The organism is Nocardiopsis sp. MT53, assembly GCF_019598965.1.
Taxonomy (GTDB): Bacteria; Actinomycetota; Actinomycetes; order Streptosporangiales; family Streptosporangiaceae; genus Nocardiopsis; species Nocardiopsis changdeensis.
Window position 1 is genome coordinate 4,083,444 of record NZ_CP080599.1, and the last position, 19,528, is coordinate 4,102,971.

Sequence of the window (19,528 nt, forward strand, 5' to 3'; positions counted from 1 at the left end):
CGCCGCGCCCGCCGGGGGCGACGCCCTCCCGCCCTCACCCGGCGGACGCGGCCTCCTCGCGGATCCGGTCGAACCGGGCGTTCATGGCGTCGGCCAGGGCCTGGAGGCCCGACAGCGGGCGGACCATCACGGTGAGGGCGTCGACCCGGCCGTCGTCGGCGTAGTGGAGCAGGTCGCAGCCCTCCACCTCCCTGCCCGACACCGAGGCCCGGAACCGCAGCACGTGCTCGCGGCCGTCGTCGGAGGTGTACTCGCCGACGTAGCGGAAGTCCTCGAACACCTCCAGCACCGCGCGCAGGATCGCGGCCGTGACGGCCCTGCCGTGGTGGGGTCTGAACGCCACCGGGCTGGTGAAGACGACGTCGTCGGCGAGCAGGCCGGCGACGGCGTCGGGGTCCCGGGCCTCGACTGCTTCGCGGAAGGTCCCCATGGCGCACACTCCTTATTCAAAAAATTGAGTAGGTGGACGGGAGGCTAACAGCTCCCGCGCGGCCTGTACACGGGTGCGGTTCGCGCGGAGCGGCCGGCCGACGGCGCGGCGGCGGGCCCGGCGCTACAGTGACCGGATGGCACTGCGCAACGCCGTCATGGCCGCCCTACTGGAGGGGCCGGCCTCCGGGTACGACCTGACGAAGGTCTTCGACTCCTCGGTGGGCAACTTTTGGATGGCCACCCCCCAGCAGATCTACCGGGAGCTGGAGCGGATGGAGGGCGAGGGCCTCATCGAGGCGACCGTGGTCCGCCAGGAGCGCAGACCCGACAAGCGCGTCTTCACCCTCACCGGGCACGGGCACGCGGAGCTGCGGGCCTTCACCGAGCGCCCGCCGCGGCACATCGCCATCCGCGACGAGCTCATGGTCCAGGTGCAGGCGGTGGACGCGGGCGACACCGACGCGGTGCGCACCGCCGTGACCGAGCGCACCGCCTGGTCCAGCGCCCGCCTGGGCCACTACCTGCGCCTGCGCGAGCGCCTGCTCCAGGGGCGCGGCGAGGAGGAGCACCTGGCCCGGGCCGAGCGGATCGGCCCCTACCTCACCCTGCTCCGCGGCATCGCCCTGGAGGAGGAGAACCTGCGCTGGTACGAACGGGTGCTGGAGATCCTGGAGCGCCGCGCGGCCCTGCGCTGACCACCGGGAAAGCCCGCCGTGTCCGTGCTATGACTGTGGGTCATGGCCTTCGTGAGCGGGCGGAGCCCGTCCCGGCGCCGGTGGGAGCACGCGACCCTCGCGGGGGAGGTGCTCCTGATCGGCGCGCTGTACTACCTCGTACCCCTGGAGGGCACCGGCCCGGCCTGGCAGCTGGGGCTGCGCTGGACGGGACTGGTCCTCGGGGTCGGACTGATCACCCTGCTGGTGGCCCGTGCGGCCCGGCTCCAGGCGCGCGAGGACCCGGCCGCGCTGCCCCTGCGCCCGCCGGTGCTGCTCGCCGCCTCCGGGATCGCGCTCTTCGCCCTGGCCGACCACGGGCTGGCGCTGACCCGTCCCGACGAGTTCAGCGGACTGGAGACCCGGACCGACGCCCTCTACTTCGCCCTCTCCACACTGGCCACCATCGGCTTCGGCGACATCCACGCCCAGGGCCAGTGGGCGCGCGCACTGCTCATCGTCCAGATGCTCTTCAACGCCGGGGTCATCGCGGCCGCGGTACGCCTGGTGGCCGTACGCCTCCAGGCCCGCGGGCGCCCGGGGGACGGCTGAGGGTCAGCGGTGGAGCCGCCTCGTCCAGTCGGCGGGCACCCGGCCCTCCGGCCCCGGGGACGGCTGGTCCGCGGGGTGCGAGGTGGGCTCCGCCAGCTCCGGGCCGTCGCCGGCCTCCCGGCTGCGGAAGTCGTAGAACCACGCCTCGCCCGGCTCGTAGCTCTGGATGAGCGGATGCCCGGTCTCCTCGAAATGGCGGGTGGCGTGCTGCCCCGGGGAGCTGTCACAGCAGCCCACGTGCCCGCAGGCCGCGCAGCGGCGCAGGTGGAACCACCAGCCCTCACCGGCCAGGCACTCCTGGCAGCCGGGGCCGCTGGGCGGGGCGGAGGTGTCGATCTCGGATTCGCTCATGGGCCCACGGTAGACGCCGACCGCCCGTTCCGGGAGGATGCGCCGCCGCCGTGTCAGCCGACGCGCCCGGGGCGGCCCGGCCGCCGGACACCCCCGTTGGACTTCCCCCGGTCCGGGCTCCTAACGTCGTGACCGCCGGATCGAAAGGAAACCCGTGAAGACCCTCACCCTGCCCGGGACGGACATCACCGCCCCCAACGTCGTGCTCGGCCTCATGCGCATCGCGGACAGGACCGACGACGAGATCCGCACCCTCGTGCGCACCGCCCGGGAGGCGGGCATCGACTTCGTCGACCACGCCGACATCTACGGCCGCACCCTGCACGAGTGCGAGCGCCGCTTCGCCGAGGCGATGCGCCTCACCCCGGCCGAGCGCGACGCCCTCACCATTCAGACCAAGGTCGGCATCGTCCCGGAGGGGCCGTACTTCGACTACTCGTACGAGCACATCGTCGGGTCCGTGGAGGGCTCGCTGCGGGCCCTGGACACCGACCGCATCGACATCCTGCTGCTGCACCGGCCCGACGCCCTCGTCGAGCCGGAGGAGGTCGCCCGGGCGTTCGACGAACTGGAGGCCGCGGGGAAGGTCCGCGCCTTCGGGGTCTCCAACCACACGCCCCGCCAGATCGACCTGCTGCGCCGGTACGTGCGCCAGCCCATCGTGGTGAACCAGCTCCAGCTGTCGATCACCCACGCCCCGATCATCGCCCAGGGGGTGGCCTCCAACATGCTCGGGGAACCGCAGTCGGCCACCCTGGACGGCGGCGGTGTCCTGGACCACGCCCGGCTGCACGACATCACCGTCCAGGCGTGGTCGCCGTTCCAGGCCGGGTTCTTCAACGGGGTCTTCCTCGGTTCGCCCGAGTACCCGGAGCTGAACGCCGTCATCGACCGGCTCGCCGGGAAGTACGGGGTGCCGCCCGTGGCCGTCGCCACCGCCTGGATCACCCGCCACCCCGCCCGCATGCAGGTCGTGCTGGGCACCACCACCCCCGAGCGGGTGACCGGGGCGGCCCGGGGGTCGGACCTGCCCCTGACCCGCCCGGAGTGGTACGAGCTGTTCCGCGCCGCGGGCCACCGCGTCCCCTGACGCCCGCGCGGACACGGGGAAGGCGGGGGCGGCACGCCGTGCCGCCCCCGCCGACTGGTCCCGGGACGCCGGGCGTCAGGCCGCGGGGACCTGGCCGGGCCGGGGCCCGGCGGGGGTCAGCGCGGGCCCGGTCCGCCGGGTGCGCCACCACACCACCGCCGTGACGGCGACGAGCAGGACGCAGGGGACGAGCATGATCGCGGACCCGGTGCCCACCGAGCGGTCGAACCCGGCGGCGAGGTCGGAGTGGGTGAGGACGGAGATCAGGAACGCGAGCGTGTTGTTCACCGCGTGGATGACGATCGCGACCTCCAGCCCGCCCGTGCGCCAGGTGATGAGGGCCAGGGTGGCGCCGAACGTGAAGTAGTAGAGGTTGAGCCACGGGTCGGCCGCGAAGTGCGCCGCCATGAACACCAGGCTGGAGACGGTGACGCCGATGGCCAGGGCCGCACGCGGGCCGCGGCTCCAGCTCCCGGCGACCCGGAAGATCAGCCCGCGGAAGCCGTACTCCTCGCCGGCGGCCTGGAGCGGCACCAGCAGCATGATGATGCCGAAGCTCAGGAACAGGTCGGTGGTCGACCAGACGCCCTCCTCGTAGGGCGTGACGAACGAGAAGGCGGTCATGTAGACGACCCAGATCGGGCCGATGACCAGCAGGGAGCGGGTGAACGGCCCGGACCGGAAGTGCGCCAGGACCGAGTGCAGGGACGCGCCCCTCACCCCGTACAGCCACCGCTGGACGAGCATGCTCCAGGGGGTGAGCAGCGCCATCGCCAGCAGGCCCGAGGCGTTGAGCAGCGGGGTGAGCTCGAACTCGCCCGACGTCGGGTCGGTCCTGCCCGTCAGCATGTCGACGGCGACGGCCAGGAAGGAGAGGACGGTGCTGAACAGCAGCATCCCGACCACGAGCAGCACGATCGCGAGGATGCCGCGCCAGACGCCGCGCTTCTCCCCGGCCAGGACACGGTGGTAGGGCACCCCCTCGGGGACCGGCCGCGGTCCGCGGCGACGCGGGGCGGGCGGCGGGACGGGGGCGGATTCCTGTGCGGGGGCGGGCGGCGCGTCGGTCGGCCGCGCGGTCGGGGAGGGGTGGAGGTGGTCGTCGCTGTTCATACCCCGAACCTAACGAGGGGGCCGCAGCGCCCGGCAGAGGCGGCCATCACCGGTTTCCCCTGTGATTCGCACGCCCCCACCGATGACATCTGTCATCGCCCCGGGCCCCGCCCCGGCGACGGCCCCCGGACGGCCCCGGAGAGGACCCTCCCGGGAAAAGCAGAAGGCCCGCACGGTGTCGCTGTGCGACGTCCGTGCGGGCCGGGCGTGGGCGATACAGGATTCGAACCTGTGACCTCTACCGTGTCAAGGTAGCGCTCTAACCAACTGAGCTAACCGCCCTCATGGGAGATGAGGTGCATGGAGGCGGAGACGGGAATCGAACCCGTGTGCAGGGATTTGCAGTCCCTTGCCTCAACCACTCGGCCACTCCGCCAGGAAACGACATGGGGGAGCCGCCTTGTGGACACCCATGCGGGCCTCTCCGAGCGGACGACGGGATTCGAACCCGCGACCCTCACCTTGGCAAGGTGATGCTCTACCAGCTGAGCCACGTCCGCGTGTGCTCCGGGACCGGGTCCCGGGGCCGGTCCCACTCCGCCACCTCGCGGTGGCCGAGTCGGACCGTTGGAGCGGACGACGGGATTCGAACCCGCGACCCTCACCTTGGCAAGGTGATGCTCTACCAGCTGAGCCACGTCCGCGCGGCGAGTTCCGCGGGCCTCCCGGTCGTGCCGGTCCGCCCCGCTCGCTGCGTTAAGAACTCTAGCGGATTCCGGGCCGAGCGCGAAATCGGCGGCCCGGACGCGCCCGGGCCCCCTGCCGTGGCAGGGCCGGCGGGCGGCCCGCCGCGGCGGCGGGGGAGGTCACTTCTCGACGTGTGCCGGGGTGGAGGGCATGTCGGGCCGGGGCGGTGCGGAGAGGTACTGGCCGACCCTCTCGATCACCTTGTTCATCTCGTAGGCGATCAGGCCCACGTCGCTGTCGGAGTCCGACATCAGGGCCATGCACGCCCCCTCGCCCGCTGCGGCGACGAAGAGGAACGCGCGGTCCATCTCGATGATGCTCTGGCGGATGTTCCCCGCGGAGAACTGCTTGCTGGCCCCTCCGGCGAGGCTGTGCAGGCCCGAGGCGATCGCCGACAGGTGTTCGGCGGCCGGGCGGTCCAGACCACTGGAGGTCGCCATGAGGAGTCCGTCGGTGGACAGGACGATGGCGTGCTGCGTTCCGGAGGCCCGGGTGAGGAGGTCGTCCAGCAGCCAGCTGAGTTCTCCGCGGGCGGTGCTCGGTGGGGTCATGTCTCTCTTTGCTCTGTCGGGTCGGAGCGGTCAGGGGACCTGCGGGGCCCGTGCGCCGCGGGACGGTCGTCCGAGGGGGGAGAGCACGACCGGTCACCGCCGGGTCCCGCATAAGCGTTGCCCAGATGATAGCCATTCGTAACTTATCTTTTCGGCCCTCCGGGCGTCAGGGGACCGGGCCGCCTTTTTTCGGTGTGCGCCTGACCAGTCACGATGCGATGATGAACGGACCTGGAGAACCGGACCACGGCCGGTGCCGGTCATGACCCTTGCCAAGCCCGACGGGCTGCCGGTAGGCACCCGGGCGTCGCCGCCGCCCCTGAGGTGGGAGGATCGTGCCGCGGCCCGGGCCCGTCCGGGCACCCGAGAAGCGTGGGGGTTGGGACAATGAGGGTGTGGATCGCCGGGGCCGGCTACGGCCGTGGCACCGTCGTCGACGCGGCCGAGGCGCGGATTCCTGTGGCCGACCACGGCATCACCGTGGGCGACGGCGTCTTCGAGACCGTTCGGGCGCGGCAGGGCCGCACGTTCGCGCTCACCCGCCACCTGCGCCGCCTGGCCCGCTCCGCCGAGGGGCTGGGCATGGAGACGCCCGACCTGGACCTGGTCGCCTCGGGCGTGGAACAGGCGGTGGCCGCCAACCCCGAGCTCTCCGACGCCCGGGTGCGCATCACCGTGACGGACGGCGCCGGCCCGCTGGGCTCGGACCGGTCCGTCGGCGAGCAGACCATGATCGTGGCGCTGGGCCCCTTCCCGCCGATCCCCCCGCACACGAACGTCGCCCTGGCCCCCTGGCCGCGCAACGAGTTCGGCGCCCTGGCGGGGCTCAAGACCACCTCCTACGCCGACAACGTGCGCGCCCTGGCCTACGCCAAGGCCCGCGGGGCGAGCGAGGCGGTCTTCCGCAACATCTCGGGGAACCTGTGCGAGGGCACCGGCAGCAACATCTTCGTGGTGCTGGACGGCCGCCTGGTGACCCCGCCGCTGTCCGCGGGCCCGCTGGCGGGCATCACTCGCGAGCTCGTCCTGGAGTGGTACGGCGGCGAGGAGGAGGACGTGCCGATGGAGCGCCTGCCGGAGATCGGTGAGGCGTTCCTGACCTCCACCGGCCGCGACGTGCAGCCGGTCCTCGGCATCGGCGACCTGGAGGTGTCGCAGGCCCCCGGGCCGGTCACCCTGGAGGCGATGAAGGTGTTCGCCGAGCGCGCGGCGGCCGACCTGGACCCGTGACGGACCCGCGGGACACACGAAGGGGGACGGCGCTCGGCGCCGTCCCCCTGCTGTTGGACTGTGCGGTGCTGTGACCGTGCGACCCCGTGGCCCGCGGGCCTAGGAGGCCAGGTGCTGCTGGATCTCCTCGTCGAGGTCCACGAACTGGGCCTCCTGGCCGGCCGGGACGATCTCGTAGGTCCGGTGGAGGAACTCGGCCAGGGGCGACACCTGGGTGTCGAACTCGGCCTGCCCGAAGGGGGAGGAGAGCGCGATGCAGACGTTGCGCTCGCCGTGCTCGTCCTTGGAGGGCCACACGCGGACGTCGCCCTCGCCGACCGGGCGGACGATGCCGACGGTCAGGAGCTCACGGGCGAAGATCCACTCGACGGGGTCCTCCTCGCCGGTGTGGAAGGCCACGCGGATCGCGTACGGGTCCTCCGCGCTGTAGTCGAGCCGTGCGACCAGGGGAACCGCGGTGCGCTCGGGAACCACGAGCCGAAGGCCCAGCTCGGCGGTGGCAGTGGTGTCGCTACTGTTCATGTTCGCCAAACCTTTTCTCGTCCGGCCCTCGCCTGCGGCGGTGCGGGTCGGTGCCGTCTCACTCGCTCCAACGGGGTCGCTCGCGGACTATGACGTGAGTACGGGGACTTTCTTCGATCGGACCGGAGGTCTCGCCGCCCGCCCTGCGGGCGCGGCGCGCCGCTCGGCGGCTCCGCGATCCTTCGTCACTGTAATGACCAGGAGAAACCAAAGATTTCCCAATGTCGGGTGGCCCGCGTCACGAAGACTGCGCTATACGGGGTCGCGCAGGGCGCCCACCGGGCCGTGAACTCCTTCTATCTGTGGGGATGCACGCCCGACGGGTGACTCTGCCATGAACCCGACGGTAGCGTAATGTGACCTCGGTCACAGGGGGTATCGGAGGGAGGGATCCGGGGTGGAGCGACCACCCTCCGGGATGCGCTAGAGTTTTCCTTGTCCGAACGACAGGGCGGACACCGAAACGGCGGAACACCGCGGTTCTCGGGCGATTAGCTCAGTTGGTTAGAGCGCATCGTTCACACCGATGAGGTCACAGGTTCGAGTCCTGTATCGCCCACTCGCTTCACGGAACGGCTCTGCTCGGAGGCCTCGGCCCCCGCGCGGGGCCGTTTCGCCGTTCAGGCCGGAGAGGACCCCGGCGCACGAGTCGGCGGCCGCGACCGGTCCCCGCTCGGGACGCGGCCCCTCCGGGTGCTTCGGCCGCGCCGGACGCGGCGAAGGGCCCGTGCGGGCCCTTCGATTCAGCGGACGGGCGCGCTCACCCGGCGAGTCTTTTGCGCCGCAGCTCCCGGCGGGCGCGGTAGCGCCTCATCGCCTCGGCCCGCAGCCGCATGCCGAACCGCTCCGCCCGGTGGAACCAGATCTGGGCCGGGCGCACCACCTTCCGGGCCCACAGGAACTCGGTGCTGAGCACCACCAGGCCGAGGATGACCGCCGCGACCCCCGGTCCGGGGGCCACCATCATCAGCAGGCCGGCGAGGATGATCAGGGCGCCCGCCGTGCCCACGAGGATGCGCCAGGGCAGGTGCAGCACCGGATGGGTGTGCATGCGCCTGCGGAAGAGGCGGAGCCGTGCCCTGGTGCGCCGCCACACGCGGGCGCGGCGACTGCTGCGGGACGTGCTGGGGGATGTCTCCGGGGTCGATGGTCCGTTCGGTGGGCTCGGTGACATGCGCTCACGGTATTCGGTCGAAGCGAGTGGGTGCATTCGGGTCGACTGGGACGGTGGTCGGATGTCTGCTGATTGTCACCGATCCCCGGAAGGGGATCAATGGCCCTCGGCGAACCTGTGGACGACTCGCTGAAAACCTGACAATTCGTGACAGATTCGTCTTGCCCGCGGGTGCCCCACCGAGTGCCCTGCACGGTCGTCCCGGCTCGGGCCTCCTGTTACGGTCCCTCGGACACGGCGACACCCGAGTCCGAATCATGCGATCTCCAGGGGGAACGATCGTGTCGGCAGGCCGGTTCCCGACGCCTCCCAATTCCCTGGGGAAACCCCCGCCCCCTTCTGCGCATACGCCGTATACCGCGAGGTGGAACGCCGTTCCCGTCCCGTGCGGACCGCGGGGCGGCCGCCGCCCGGAGCCGATAGCATCGTTCGCAGACGCGGCGCCGCCCGCAAGGGACGCGGCGCCCGGCGTCACCACCTGTTCGCGTCTTACGAGGAGTCACCGTGTCCGCCGCGCCCGAGCTGCACATCACCATCGCCGGAACACCGCGTGTGGTGGCGGCCACCACTACGGCGGGGCAGGCACTGGAGGCGGACGGCCGGACCGTCATCGCCGCGCTGGTCAACGGCGAGCCGCGGGACCTGTTCCGCGAGCTGCACGAGGGCGACGCCGTCGAGCCGATCACCATCGACTCCGAGGAGGGCCGGGCGATCCTGCGCCACTCCACCGCGCACATCCTCGCCCAGGCCGTCCAGGAGCTGTTCCCCGAGGCCAAGCTGGGCATCGGCCCGCCCGTCGAGAACGGCTTCTACTACGACTTCGACGTCGCCGAGCCCTTCACCCCGGCCGATCTCAAGAGCATCGAGAAGAAGATGCAGCAGATCATCAAGCAGGGGCAGCGCTTCGACCGCCGGGTCGTCGGCGACGACGAGGCCCGCGCCGAGCTGGCCACCGAGCCCTACAAGCTGGAGCTGATCGGCCTCAAGGGCGGCGCCGCCGAGGCCGCCGAGGGCGCCTCCGCCGAGGTCGGCGCGGGCGAGCTGACCATCTACGACAACATCGACCCGCGCAGCGGCGAGCAGTGCTGGAAGGACCTGTGCCGGGGTCCGCACCTGCCCACCACCCGGGTCGTCCCGGCGTTCAAGCTCATGCGCACCGCCGCCGCCTACTGGCGCGGCAAGGAGACCAACCCGCAGCTGCAGCGCATCTACGGCACCGCCTGGGAGAGCAAGGACGCCCTCAAGGCGTACCTGGCCTTCCTGGAGGAGGCCGAGAAGCGCGACCACCGCAAGCTCGGCGCCGAGCTGGACCTGTTCTCCATCCCGGACGAGATCGGCTCGGGCCTGGCGGTCTTCCACCCCCGCGGCGGCATCGTCCGCCGCGTCATGGAGGACTACTCGCGCCGGCGCCACGAGGAGAGCGGCTACCAGTTCGTCTACACCCCGCACGCCACCAAGAGCGCCCTGTTCGAGAAGTCGGGGCACCTGGACTGGTACGCGGACGGCATGTACCCCCCCATGCAGCTCGACGGCGGCCAGGACTACTACCTCAAGCCGATGAACTGCCCGATGCACAACCTGATCTTCGACGCGCGCGGGCGCTCCTACCGCGAGCTGCCGCTGCGCCTGTTCGAGTTCGGCACCGTGTACCGGTACGAGAAGTCCGGGGTGGTCCACGGGCTCACCCGCGCCCGCGGCTTCACCCAGGACGACGCGCACATCTACTGCACCAAGGAGCAGATGGCGGACGAGCTCGACTCGCTGCTGACCTTCGTGCTGGACCTGCTGCGCGACTACGGGCTCGAGGACTTCTACCTGGAGCTGTCCACCAAGGACCCGGAGAAGTCCATCGGCTCCGACGAGGTCTGGGAGGAGGCCACCGAGACCCTGCGCCAGGCCGCCCAGAAGCAGGGGCTGGAGCTGGTCATGGACCCGGGCGGCGCCGCCTTCTACGGCCCCAAGATCTCCGTCCAGGCCAAGGACGCCATCGGCCGGACCTGGCAGATGTCGACCATCCAGGTGGACTTCAACCTGCCCGAGCGGTTCGACCTGGAGTACACCGCCTCCGACGGCTCCCGCCAGCGCCCGGTGATGATCCACCGCGCCCTGTTCGGCTCCATCGAGCGGTTCTTCGCCGTCCTGCTGGAGCACTACGCGGGCGCCTTCCCGGCCTGGCTGGCCCCGGTGCAGGCCGTCGGCATCCCGATCGCCGACGAGCACGTGCCGTACCTGGAGGAGGTCGCCGCCGAGCTGCGCTCCCAGGGCATCCGCGTGGAGGTCGACGCCGGCGACGACCGCATGCAGAAGAAGATCCGCAACGCCCAGAAGCAGAAGGTGCCCTTCATGCTGCTGGCGGGCGACGAGGACATCAGCAAGGGTGCGGTCTCCTTCCGCTACCGCGACGGCTCCCAGAACAACGGGGTGCCGGTGGACGAGGCGGTCGCCGAGATCGTCGCGGCCGTCCGCGAGCGCCGCTGAGCCCGCCCCTCCGCACGCGAAGAGCGCCCGTCCGGTCCGCCGGGCGGGCGCTCTTCGCGTCGCGGGCCGCGTCAGTCGTCGTCGCGGAACAGGTCCGCGCGGGAGATGCGCGCGGTGGAGTTCGGGTCGGGCGCCTGGGCGGCGTCCTGATCGCGGAACAGCTCGGCACGGGAGATGCGCGCCGTCGAGTCGGGGTCGGGGGCCTCCTCGTCGCGGAAGAGGTCGGCACGGGAGATCCGGGCCGTCGAGTTGGGGTCGGGGACCTCCTCGTCGCGGAACAGGTCCGCGCGGGAGATGCGCGCCGTCGAGTTGGGGTCGCTCAAGACGGATGTCACTCCTTGCTGCGTTGGGGCAAGCCGGATTCTAGCGCTCTCCCGGCGGCGTGAGCGGTGTACGGCCGGGTCAGGAGCCGGTGGCGTGCGTCCCCCAGGCCTGCGCGGGGACGCGGTCGATGAGGTCGATGAGGTAGTCGGCCGCCGTGAGCGCCCGGTCCGGGTCCAGCCGCATGACGGCCCAGGTGAGCACGTGCTCCCCGGTGAAGCGGACCGGGAAGGAGCGCGAGCGGGGGTCGGAGAGCAGCCACTCCACCGTCTCCGGTCCCAGGGCGGCGCGGGCGAACCCGTCGCCGCCCGACACCTGGAAGGCCCGTGCGAAGTCGGTCGTGGCTCCGGTCGCCGCGTCGTCGCGGCGGCGGATCTCCAGGTCGGTGTCGGTGCCGGGGGTGCGCACGGCCACCACCCGGTAGGTGTGCGGGACCTCGTCCGTGCCGCGGGCGGCCGGGCGGGGGGTGTGCTCGAAGAAGGTGACGCGGTGGCCGCCGTGCCGTCCGTCCAGGACGTGGTGGAAGCGCGGGGAGCGCCCGCCCAGGGGGCGGGGCAGGGCGGCGCCGCCCAACGGGGCGGGGTGGTGTTCGGTGTAGGTCCATCCCTGTGCGCGCGCCCAACCGCGGAGTTCGGCGACGCGTTCCTTGCGAAAGTGCGCGGAGACCGCGACCGCGCCGGCCGTCACCACGACGACGACCAGGGCGAGGACGGGCAGGGCGCCTTCCATCCGGTGACTCCTCCGGCCGGGGATACGGGCGGCCGTGGACCCGTGGCGGGGGCCGCTGCGTGGGCGGACCGGGTCTTCCGGGTCCGGAACGCAGGGGACCCGCACTGGCCGTACGGAGTCCATTCTGTGCCGATTGTGGGTACTTGTCACCCCTGACCTTCACCGAACGGCGGGCGGAGGCCGGTCCCGGCCACGGACGCCGCCCGCGAGCGGGCGGGCGGTGTCCGCGCGTCGGGGCCCGGAGCAGAGCGCCGGAGCGTTCCCGGGTGCGGCCACGGGCACGGTCGTCGGCGCCCCCGTCACCGCCGGGGGCGCCGTGGCGGAGCCGTTCGCCCGGGCGGCCCGGGCGCGACCGTCCCGCGCCCGGGCCCCCGTCAGGCGGGAAGTCCCAGTTCGCGGGCGATGAGCATCTTCTGGACCTCGCTGGTGCCCTCGCCGATCTCCAGGATCTTGGCGTCCCGGTAGAAGCGGCCCACCGCGTAGTCGTTCATGAACCCGTACCCGCCGAACACCTGCGTGGCGTCGCGGGCGTTGTCCATGGCTGCGTTGGAGGCCACCAGCTTGGCGATCGCCGCCTCCTTCTTGAACGGCTCGCCCGCCAGCATCCGGGAGGCGGCGTCGTAGTAGGCCAGCCGGGCGGTGTGCGCGCGGGCCTCCATCTCGGCGATCTTGAACTGGATCGCTTGGTAGTGGCCGATCGTGTTCCCGAACGCACTGCGCTCGTGGGCGTAGCGCACGCTCTCGTCCACGCAGCCCTGGGCCAGGCCCACCGACAGCGCGGCGATGGCGATGCGCCCCTCGTCGAGGATGCGCAGGAACTGGGCGTACCCGCGGCCGCGCTCGCCCACCAGGTTGGCCTCGGGCACCCGGCAGTCCTCGAACACCAGCTCGTTGGTGTCGGAGGCGTTCCACCCGACCTTGGAGTACTTCTGCCCGACCGAGAACCCGGGGGTCCCCGCGGGCACCAGGATGGAGGAGATCTCCGGACGCCCGTCCTCCCGCCGGCCGGTGACGGCGGTGACCGTGACCAGCGCGGTGATGTCGGTGCCGGAGTTGGTGATGAACGACTTGGTCCCGTTGATCACCCACTGCCCGTCCTCCAGCCGGGCCGTGGTGCGGGTGGCCCCCGCGTCGGACCCGCCGTCGGGCTCGGTCAGCCCGAACGCGCCCAGCGCCTCGCCGGAGGTCAGCCGCGGCAGGTAGGCCTTCTTCTGCTCCTCGGTGCCGAACCGGTACAGCGGCATCGCGCCCAGCGACACCCCGGCCTCCAGGGTGATGGCCACCGAGGAGTCCACCCGGGCCAGCTCCTCCAGGGCCAGGCACAGCGCGAAGTAGTCGCCGCCCATGCCCCCGTGCTCCTCGGGGAACGGCAGGCCGAACAGGCCCATCCGCCCCATCTTGGCGATGACCTCGTAGGGGAAGGTCCCGTTCTCGTAGTGCTCGGCGATGACCGGGGCGACCTCGGTCCGGGCGAACTCCTCCACGGAGGCCCGCAGGTCGGCGTGCTCGGTCGACAGCTGGTGGCGGTTCAACGCTGGTTCTCCTCGCTGGTGGCGGGGGCGGACGGGGCCCCGGGGGTGTCCGGGGTCCCGGTGGGCTCGACGACGACCAGGACGGCGTCCATCGGTACGGACGCGCCGGGCCGGACCGCGACGGTGGCCACGGTGCCGTCGACGGGTGAGGTGACGGAGTGCTCCATCTTCATGGCCTCGACGACGGCCAGCGCCTGGCCGGCGGTGACCGTGTCGCCGACCGCGACCGGCACGGCGAGCACCGTGCCGGGCATCGGGCTGCGCACGGTGCCGTCGGCGGCGGCCTCGTCGCCGCGCAGGGCGGCGTCGACGGGCTCCTCGTGCAGGGTCCAGGCGGAGCCGTCGGCGCCCAGCCACCGGTGCGCGGTGGCGGGGTCGTCGGCCCGCAGGTAGGTGCGGGTGCGGCCCGCGTAGGACACCGTGAGCCGGTCGCCGTCGCGGCGGGCGCGGGCGTCCACCGCCTCCATCTCGCCCACGGCCACCGAGAAGCCGGACCCGGTGCGGCGCACCCGGACGGTCACGGCCTCGCCGCCGGGGGCCCGCAGCCGCCACGGCGTCCACGCGGCCCCGCCGATCCGCCACCCGTCGGGGACGGCGAACCGGTCGGCGGTGGGCGCGGGCGGCTCCAGGTCGAGCATGTGGTCCAGGGCTGCGGCCGCGTACACCGCGTCGGGCACGCCCTCGGGGGCGGACTCGGGCGGTTCCGCCCCGATGAGGTCGGTGCTCAGGTCGCCGGCGACCACCCGCGGGTGGCGCAGCAGCCGGCGCAGGAACGCGGTGTTGGTGACGCACCCCAGCAGCAGGTACCCGCCCAGGGCGTCGTCGGCGCGGCGCAGCGCCGCGCCGCGGTCCGGGCCCCACACGATCACCTTGGCGAGCATGGGGTCGAACGACGAGGTCACCTCGCTCCCGGCGGCGATGCCCGAGTCGACCCGCACCCCCTCGCCGGCGGGCTCGGCCAGGGCCAGCACCGGGCCGCCGCTGGGCAGGAACCCGCGGTCGGCGTCCTCGGCGTAGATCCGGGCCTCCACCGCGTGCCCGACCCAGGACACGTCGTCCTGCCCGAAGGGCAGCGGCTCCCCCAGGGCCACCCGCACCTGGAGCTCGACCAGGTCCAGGCCGCGCTCGCCGCGGACCGCGACGACCTCCTCGGTGACCGGGTGCTCCACCTGGAGCCGGGTGTTCATCTCCAGGAACGAGAACGACAGCCCGCCGTCCTCGCCCGCCTCGGCGATGAACTCGACGGTGCCCGCGCCCACGTACCCGCAGGAGCGGGCGGCGGCCACGGCGGCCTCGCCCATGGCGGCCCGCTGCCCGTCCGTGAGCAGCGGGGAGGGCGCCTCCTCCACCACCTTCTGGTGGCGGCGCTGCAGGCTGCACTCGCGCTCGCCCAGATGGAGCACGGTGCCGTGGGCGTCCGCCAGCACCTGCACCTCGATGTGCCGGGGACGCTGCACCAGGCGCTCCACCAGCAGGGTGGAGTCGCCGAACGAGGCCAGGGCCTCGCGGCGGGCGGCCGCGGCGGCGTCGGGGAGCTCCGCGGGGGAGTGGACGGCGCGCATGCCCTTGCCGCCGCCTCCCGCGGAGGGCTTGATGAGCAGGGGGTAGCCGGTGCCAGCGGCCAGCTCCAGCAAGGCGTCGTCGGGCAACGGGGCCCCGGGCTCCTCGGTGAAGCCGCCCAGCACCGGCACCCCGGCGGCGGCCACCGTCTCCTTGGCGCGGATCTTGTCGCCCATGGCGTCGATGGCGGCGGGCGGCGGGCCGATGAACACCAGCCCGGCGTCCGCGCAGGCGCGGGCGAACACGGCGTTCTCCGACAGGAAGCCGTAGCCGGGGTGGACCAGGCGGGCCCCGGTCTCCAGGGCGGCGGCGACGATGGCGTCGGCGTCCAGGTAGGAGGGCACGCGCACGGCCAGGTCGGCGGCCCTCACGTGCGGGGAGCCGGCGTCGGCGTCGGTGTGCACCGCCACCGCGCCCAGGCCCATCCGGCGCAGGGTGCGCATCACCCGCAGGGCGATCTCGCCCCGGTTGGCGACGAGTACGGTCGTGGTCAAGGGTTCCTCACATCCGGAAGACGCCGTAGCCCACGGGCTCCAGCGGGGCGTGGCGGGCGGCGGACAGGGCCATGGCGAGCACGTCGCGGGTGTCGGCGGGGTCGATGACGCCGTCGTCCCACAGCCGGGCGGTGGAGTAGTAGGGGCTGCCCTGCTCCTCGTACAGGTCCCGGATGGGGGCCTTGAACCCCTCCTCGGCCTCGGCGGACCACTCCTCGCCGCGCGCGCTCATCTGGTCGCGGCGCACGGTCGACAGCACGGACGCGGCCTGTTCGCCGCCCATGACGGAGATGCGGGCGTTGGGCCACATCCACAGGAACCGGGGCGAGTACGCCCGGCCGCACATGGAGTAGTTGCCCGCCCCGAACGAGCCGCCGATGACGACGGTGAACTTGGGGACGCGGGCGCAGGCCACCGCGGTGACCATCTTGGCGCCGTGTTTGGCGATGCCCCCGGCCTCGTAGTCGCGGCCCACCATGAACCCGGAGATGTTCTGCAGGAACACCAGCGGGATGCTGCGCCGGTCGCACAGCTCGATGAAGTGGGCGCCCTTGAGCGCCGACTCGGCGAACAGGATCCCGTTGTTGGCGATGATCCCCACCGGGTGCCCGTGGATGTGCGCGAAGCCGGTGACCAGGGTGGTCCCGTACTCGGCCTTGAACTCGGTGAACTCGCTGGCGTCGACGACGCGGCCGATGACCTCGCGCACGTCGTAGGGGGTGCGGGTGTCGGCGGGCACCACCCCGTACAGCTCCTGCGGGTCCAGCGCGGGCGGGCGCGGCTCGCGGGTCTCCCAGGCGGGCGCGCCCTGCGGGCCGAACGTGTCGGCGATGCGCCGCACGATGGACAGCGCGTGCGCGTCGTCGTCGGCCAGGTGGTCGGTCACGCCCGACACCCGGGAGTGCAGGTCGCCGCCGCCCAGCTCCTCGGCGGTGACGACCTCGCCGGTGGCGGCCTTCACCAGCGGCGGGCCGCCCAGGAAGATGGTGCCCTGGTCGCGGACGATGACGGCCTCGTCGCTCATCGCCGGGACGTAGGCGCCCCCGGCGGTGCAGGAGCCGAGCACCGCCGCGATCTGCGGGACGCCCAGCCGCGACATGGTGGCCTGGTTGTAGAAGATCCGCCCGAAGTGCTCGCGGTCGGGGAACACCTCGTCCTGCATGGGCAGGAACGCGCCGCCGGAGTCGGCCAGGTAGACGCACGGCAGCCGGTTCTGGAGGGCGACCTCCTGCGCGCGCAGGTGCTTCTTGACGGTCATCGGGTAGTAGCTGCCGCCCTTGACGGTGGCGTCGTTGGCGACCACCACCGTGGGGCGCCCGGCCACCCGGCCCACCCCGGCGATCATCCCGGCCCCGGGGGCGTCCTGCCCGTCGGCCCCGTACAGCCCGTAGGCGGCCAGGGGGGCGATCTCCAGGAAGGGGGAGCCCGGGTCCAGGAGGTGGTCGACACGGTCGCGCGGCAGCAGTTTGCCGCGCTCGACGTGGCGGGCTCGGGACTTCTCGGGGCCGCCCAGGGCCGCGGTGGCGATCCGCTCGCGCAGCTCCGAGGCGAGGGCGCGGTTCGCCGCGTCGTTGGCGGCGAACGCGGGACCGGCGGTGTCGACCGCCGAGCCGAGTACGGATGCCCTGCTCATGCTGTCCTCTCGTGGAGGGGTGTTAATGCTCACTAACATCAGTGATGTTAGTGACCATTAACATGGGTGTCCACAGTCCGGCGCCGCGAACCGCCGGGCGGGGTGAGGAACGGAGCGGGCATGGTGTCCAGACCGACGGGCGACCGCCGCGCGGCGCTGCTGGGCGCGGCGGCGGAACTGTTCGCCGAACGCGGCTACCGGAGCGTGCTCATCGACGACATCGGCCGGGCCGTCGGCACCACCGGTCCGGCCCTGTACCGCCACTTCTCCGGCAAGCAGGCGCTGCTGGGCGCGATCCTCATCGACGTCAGCGAACGCCTGGCGGGCCGCGGGCGGGAACTGGTCGCCGCCGCCCCCGACCCCGCGTCCGCGCTGACCGCTCTGCTGCGCGGGCACATCGCGTTCGCCCTGGACGAGCCGGCGCTGATCACCGTGCACGACCGGGAGCTGCACCACCTCACCGAGGGGGACCGGCGCCGCGTCCGCCGCCTCCAGCGGGGCTACGTCGAGGAGTGGGTCGGCGTGCTCTCCCAGACGCGCCCGCACACCCCGGCCCCCGTGCTGCGGGCCGCGGTCCACGCCGTCTTCGGCCTGCTCAACTCCACCCCCCACAGCCGCGGCGAGCTGCCCCGCGCGCGCATGGCCGACCTGCTGCTGGACATGGGCGCCGCCGCGCTGACGGCCCCCGAGTCCCCGGCGGGCGGCGCCGGTCCCGCCTCCGCCGACGGCGGCCGCTGACCGCGGCCCGCGCCCTTCCCGGACAGGCCGCCGCTCCGGTCCCCGGAGAGGACCGCCGCAGGACGGCCCTCCCCTTCACCCGCACAGGGCGAAGTCCGACAAAAAGGTCACCAAGAGGTGGGAACGGACCGGCTCTGCGGTTTCGGGGGCGTCCGGGCGCGGCTCTACATTCGGCCGTATCGGGTAGGGCCGCCTGTGACGGCGACCGACACGGAGAAGGAGCAACACATGGCTCGGCCTCGGATCGTGGTGGTCGGCGCGGGGTTCGGCGGTATCCACACCCTGCGTCGTCTGGAACGCCGCATCCCGTCGGGGGCGGCGGACATCGCCTTGATCGCCCCCCACGACTACATGCTCTACAGCCCGCTGCTGCCGCAGGTGGCCTCCGGACTGCTGACACCGCAGTCCGTGGCGATGTCGGTGCACCGGCTGACGCGGGACACCCGGCTCATCCCCGGCAACGCCGTGGGGGTCGACACCGACGACCGCGTCGTCGTGGTGTGCCGGCCCACCGGCGAGCTGATCCCCGTACGCTACGACCGCCTGGTGCTGGCCCCCGGCGGCCTCACCCGGGCCTTCGACATCCCCGGCCTGACCGAGCACGCCTACGGGGCCAAGACCCTGGCCGAGGCGGTCCTGCTGCGCGACCACGTGCTCGCCCAGCTGGAGCTGGCCAACGACACCGCCGACCCGGTCGAGCGGGAGGAGCGCTGCCGGTTCATCGTGGTCGGCGGCGGCTACACGGGGGTGGAGACCGCCGCCTCGCTGATGCGCCTGTGCGAGGAGGCGGCCAAGCGCTACCCCGAGCTGCGCTCGGTGATCCGCTGGCACCTGGTGGACATCGCGCCCAAGGTGCTGCCCGAACTCGGCGACCGGCTCGGCCGCAAGGCCCTGGACCTGCTCCGCCGCATGGGCATCGAGGTCAAGCTCAAGGTGTCGGTGCGCGAGGTCACCGCCGACAAGGTGGTGCTCACCGACGGGCGGGCGCTGCCCTGCCGCACCCTGATCTGGACCGCGGGGGTGTCCCCCAGCCCGCTGGTGGAGACCCTGGGCAGGCCCACCCAGCGCGGCCGCCTGGAGGTGGACGCCGACCTGCGGGTGCCGGGCGTGCCGGAGGTGTTCGCCCTGGGCGACGCCGCGGCGGTGCCGAACCTGTCCGGTGACGCGCCCTACTGCCCGCCCACGGCCCAGTACGCGACCCGGCAGGCGGTGACCGCGGCGGACAACGTGGTGGCCTCGATCCTGGGGCGGCCGCTCCGGGAGTTCCGCCACCGGGACCTGGGCCTGGTGGTGGACCTGAGCGGCAGGGACGCGCTGGCCCGGGTGATGGACATGGAGCTGACGGGGCTCCCGGCGCTGGGCGCCACCCGCGGCTACCACCTGATGGCGGTGCCCTCGCCCAACGCGCGGGCGCGCATCCTGGCCAACTGGGGCATCCGGGCCCTCATCGGCGGGGACGTGTCCCGGATGGGCTTCGCCGACGACGGGCGGCCGTCGTCCTTCGTGGCCAACGAGGCCGTGGACTACCTCGACGCGGAGTCGGCCGGGCGCGAGGGCGCGAGGCTGCTGGAGAACCTCAGGGCCCGCTACGGCGAGGACTGACACGGCGAGGGGCGGCGGCCGTGGCG

At 72.8% G+C, this 19,528-nt stretch carries 18 protein-coding genes and 5 tRNA genes; 8 read left to right on the forward strand and 15 right to left on the reverse strand.

The genetic code is table 11. From position 1 onward, the window contains the following. Positions 1-34 precede the first annotated feature (34 nt). Positions 35-430: a nuclear transport factor 2 family protein gene (locus K1J57_RS18240; protein ID WP_220559764.1), complete on the reverse strand. Its 396-nt coding sequence runs from the start codon at positions 428-430 to the stop codon at positions 35-37. 136 nt (positions 431-566) lie between these two features. Between K1J57_RS18240 and K1J57_RS18245 the strand changes: the two genes are divergently transcribed. After that, the gene (locus K1J57_RS18245; protein ID WP_220559765.1) at positions 567-1,127 is read left to right on the forward strand and encodes a PadR family transcriptional regulator; all 561 of its coding nucleotides are present in this window, start codon (positions 567-569) and stop codon (positions 1,125-1,127) included. A gap of 42 nt (positions 1,128-1,169) precedes the next feature. Continuing rightward, a complete protein-coding gene (locus tag K1J57_RS18250) occupies positions 1,170-1,697 on the forward strand; it encodes a potassium channel family protein (RefSeq protein WP_220559766.1) in 528 nt (175 codons plus the stop codon). 3 nt (positions 1,698-1,700) lie between these two features. Here the strand turns inward: K1J57_RS18250 and K1J57_RS18255 are convergent, their stop codons facing one another. Further along, positions 1,701-2,048 carry a UBP-type zinc finger domain-containing protein gene (locus K1J57_RS18255; protein ID WP_220559767.1) on the reverse strand — a complete coding sequence of 116 codons (348 nt, stop codon included), beginning with the start codon at positions 2,046-2,048 and terminating at the stop codon, positions 1,701-1,703. A 154-nt stretch (positions 2,049-2,202) separates the two neighbouring features. Between K1J57_RS18255 and K1J57_RS18260 the strand changes: the two genes are divergently transcribed. Continuing rightward, complete coding sequence (locus K1J57_RS18260) at positions 2,203-3,138, forward strand: aldo/keto reductase family oxidoreductase (protein ID WP_255646418.1); 936 nt, start codon at positions 2,203-2,205, stop codon at positions 3,136-3,138. A 75-nt stretch (positions 3,139-3,213) separates the two neighbouring features. Here K1J57_RS18260 and K1J57_RS18265 read toward each other — a convergent pair whose 3' ends face one another. The 6 genes from K1J57_RS18265 to K1J57_RS18290 all read right to left on the reverse strand — a co-directional run bounded on the left by K1J57_RS18265 (position 3,214) and on the right by K1J57_RS18290 (position 5,489). Further along, entirely contained in the window at positions 3,214-4,251 is a 1,038-nt protein-coding gene (locus K1J57_RS18265) for a CPBP family intramembrane glutamic endopeptidase (RefSeq protein WP_220559768.1), read from the reverse strand. A 208-nt stretch (positions 4,252-4,459) separates the two neighbouring features. Beyond that, positions 4,460-4,533: transfer RNA gene (locus tag K1J57_RS18270), tRNA-Val, on the reverse strand. Positions 4,534-4,552: 19 nt separating this feature from the next. Next, a tRNA-Cys gene (locus tag K1J57_RS18275) sits at positions 4,553-4,627 on the reverse strand. A 51-nt stretch (positions 4,628-4,678) separates the two neighbouring features. Then, positions 4,679-4,751: transfer RNA gene (locus tag K1J57_RS18280), tRNA-Gly, on the reverse strand. Between the two features lie 68 nt (positions 4,752-4,819). Next, positions 4,820-4,895, reverse strand: a tRNA-Gly gene (locus tag K1J57_RS18285). A 162-nt stretch (positions 4,896-5,057) separates the two neighbouring features. Then, on the reverse strand, positions 5,058-5,489 hold the full coding sequence (locus tag K1J57_RS18290; RefSeq protein ID WP_017546789.1) for a roadblock/LC7 domain-containing protein: 432 nt from the start codon (positions 5,487-5,489) through the stop codon (positions 5,058-5,060). Positions 5,490-5,876: 387 nt separating this feature from the next. Here K1J57_RS18290 and K1J57_RS18295 point away from each other — a divergent pair, with 387 nt between their 5' ends. Continuing rightward, positions 5,877-6,719: an aminotransferase class IV gene (locus K1J57_RS18295; RefSeq protein WP_220559770.1), complete on the forward strand. Its 843-nt coding sequence runs from the start codon at positions 5,877-5,879 to the stop codon at positions 6,717-6,719. A 99-nt stretch (positions 6,720-6,818) separates the two neighbouring features. Here the strand turns inward: K1J57_RS18295 and K1J57_RS18300 are convergent, their stop codons facing one another. After that, positions 6,819-7,241 carry an SsgA family sporulation/cell division regulator gene (locus K1J57_RS18300; protein ID WP_220559771.1) on the reverse strand — a complete coding sequence of 141 codons (423 nt, stop codon included), beginning with the start codon at positions 7,239-7,241 and terminating at the stop codon, positions 6,819-6,821. A 485-nt stretch (positions 7,242-7,726) separates the two neighbouring features. Here K1J57_RS18300 and K1J57_RS18305 point away from each other — a divergent pair. Continuing rightward, positions 7,727-7,800, forward strand: a tRNA-Val gene (locus K1J57_RS18305). 201 nt (positions 7,801-8,001) lie between these two features. Here the strand turns inward: K1J57_RS18305 and K1J57_RS18310 are convergent. Then, a complete protein-coding gene (locus K1J57_RS18310; RefSeq protein ID WP_220559772.1) occupies positions 8,002-8,292 on the reverse strand; it encodes a PGPGW domain-containing protein in 291 nt (96 codons plus the stop codon). Positions 8,293-8,919: 627 nt separating this feature from the next. Between K1J57_RS18310 and thrS the strand changes: the two genes are divergently transcribed. After that, positions 8,920-10,893, forward strand: a complete 1,974-nt coding sequence (thrS, locus tag K1J57_RS18315) for a threonine--tRNA ligase (RefSeq protein WP_220559773.1) — start codon at positions 8,920-8,922, stop codon at positions 10,891-10,893. Positions 10,894-10,964: 71 nt separating this feature from the next. Here the strand turns inward: thrS and K1J57_RS18320 are convergent, their stop codons facing one another. The 5 genes from K1J57_RS18320 to K1J57_RS18340 form a co-directional block, all read right to left on the reverse strand. Beyond that, positions 10,965-11,216: a hypothetical protein gene (locus K1J57_RS18320; RefSeq protein ID WP_220565933.1), complete on the reverse strand. Its 252-nt coding sequence runs from the start codon at positions 11,214-11,216 to the stop codon at positions 10,965-10,967. A gap of 79 nt (positions 11,217-11,295) precedes the next feature. Then, entirely contained in the window at positions 11,296-11,943 is a 648-nt protein-coding gene (locus tag K1J57_RS18325) for a hypothetical protein (protein ID WP_220559774.1), read from the reverse strand. A 374-nt stretch (positions 11,944-12,317) separates the two neighbouring features. Next, positions 12,318-13,475 (reverse strand): acyl-CoA dehydrogenase family protein, encoded by a 1,158-nt coding sequence (locus tag K1J57_RS18330; protein WP_220559775.1) that lies wholly within the window; start codon positions 13,473-13,475, stop codon positions 12,318-12,320. Beyond that, positions 13,472-15,478 (reverse strand): biotin carboxylase N-terminal domain-containing protein, encoded by a 2,007-nt coding sequence (locus K1J57_RS18335; RefSeq protein WP_220565633.1) that lies wholly within the window; start codon positions 15,476-15,478, stop codon positions 13,472-13,474. The genes K1J57_RS18330 and K1J57_RS18335 overlap by 4 nt, the downstream gene beginning before the upstream one ends. Before the next feature lie 58 nt (positions 15,479-15,536). Further along, the gene (locus K1J57_RS18340) at positions 15,537-17,162 is read right to left on the reverse strand and encodes a carboxyl transferase domain-containing protein (protein ID WP_220559776.1); all 1,626 of its coding nucleotides are present in this window, start codon (positions 17,160-17,162) and stop codon (positions 15,537-15,539) included. A 120-nt stretch (positions 17,163-17,282) separates the two neighbouring features. Between K1J57_RS18340 and K1J57_RS18345 the strand changes: the two genes are divergently transcribed. Further along, positions 17,283-17,900, forward strand: a complete 618-nt coding sequence (locus K1J57_RS18345; RefSeq protein ID WP_220559777.1) for a TetR/AcrR family transcriptional regulator — start codon at positions 17,283-17,285, stop codon at positions 17,898-17,900. Between the two features lie 228 nt (positions 17,901-18,128). After that, complete coding sequence (locus K1J57_RS18350; RefSeq protein WP_220559779.1) at positions 18,129-19,502, forward strand: NAD(P)/FAD-dependent oxidoreductase; 1,374 nt, start codon at positions 18,129-18,131, stop codon at positions 19,500-19,502. The last annotated feature ends 26 nt before the right edge of the window (positions 19,503-19,528 follow it).

Bases quoted from the DNA above. Each gene is read 5' to 3' on its own strand.
- K1J57_RS18255 (WP_220559767.1), bottom strand. From the start codon at position 2,048: ATGAGCGAATCCGAGATCGACACCTCCGCCCCGCCCAGCGGCCCCGGC.
- K1J57_RS18300 (WP_220559771.1), bottom strand. From the start codon at position 7,241: ATGAACAGTAGCGACACCACTGCCACCGCCGAGCTGGGCCTTCGGCTC.
- K1J57_RS18310 (WP_220559772.1), bottom strand. From the start codon at position 8,292: ATGCACACCCATCCGGTGCTGCACCTGCCCTGGCGCATCCTCGTGGGC.
- K1J57_RS18350 (WP_220559779.1), top strand. From the start codon at position 18,129: ATGGCTCGGCCTCGGATCGTGGTGGTCGGCGCGGGGTTCGGCGGTATC.
- K1J57_RS18240 (WP_220559764.1), bottom strand. From the start codon at position 430: ATGGGGACCTTCCGCGAAGCAGTCGAGGCCCGGGACCCCGACGCCGTC.
- K1J57_RS18295 (WP_220559770.1), top strand. From the start codon at position 5,877: ATGAGGGTGTGGATCGCCGGGGCCGGCTACGGCCGTGGCACCGTCGTC.
- K1J57_RS18265 (WP_220559768.1), bottom strand. From the start codon at position 4,251: ATGAACAGCGACGACCACCTCCACCCCTCCCCGACCGCGCGGCCGACC.
- K1J57_RS18335 (WP_220565633.1), bottom strand. From the start codon at position 15,478: ATGCGCACCCTGCGCCGGATGGGCCTGGGCGCGGTGGCGGTGCACACC.
- K1J57_RS18290 (WP_017546789.1), bottom strand. From the start codon at position 5,489: ATGACCCCACCGAGCACCGCCCGCGGAGAACTCAGCTGGCTGCTGGAC.
- K1J57_RS18325 (WP_220559774.1), bottom strand. From the start codon at position 11,943: ATGGAAGGCGCCCTGCCCGTCCTCGCCCTGGTCGTCGTCGTGGTGACG.
- K1J57_RS18340 (WP_220559776.1), bottom strand. From the start codon at position 17,162: ATGAGCAGGGCATCCGTACTCGGCTCGGCGGTCGACACCGCCGGTCCC.
- K1J57_RS18250 (WP_220559766.1), top strand. From the start codon at position 1,170: ATGGCCTTCGTGAGCGGGCGGAGCCCGTCCCGGCGCCGGTGGGAGCAC.
- K1J57_RS18245 (WP_220559765.1), top strand. From the start codon at position 567: ATGGCACTGCGCAACGCCGTCATGGCCGCCCTACTGGAGGGGCCGGCC.
- K1J57_RS18345 (WP_220559777.1), top strand. From the start codon at position 17,283: ATGGTGTCCAGACCGACGGGCGACCGCCGCGCGGCGCTGCTGGGCGCG.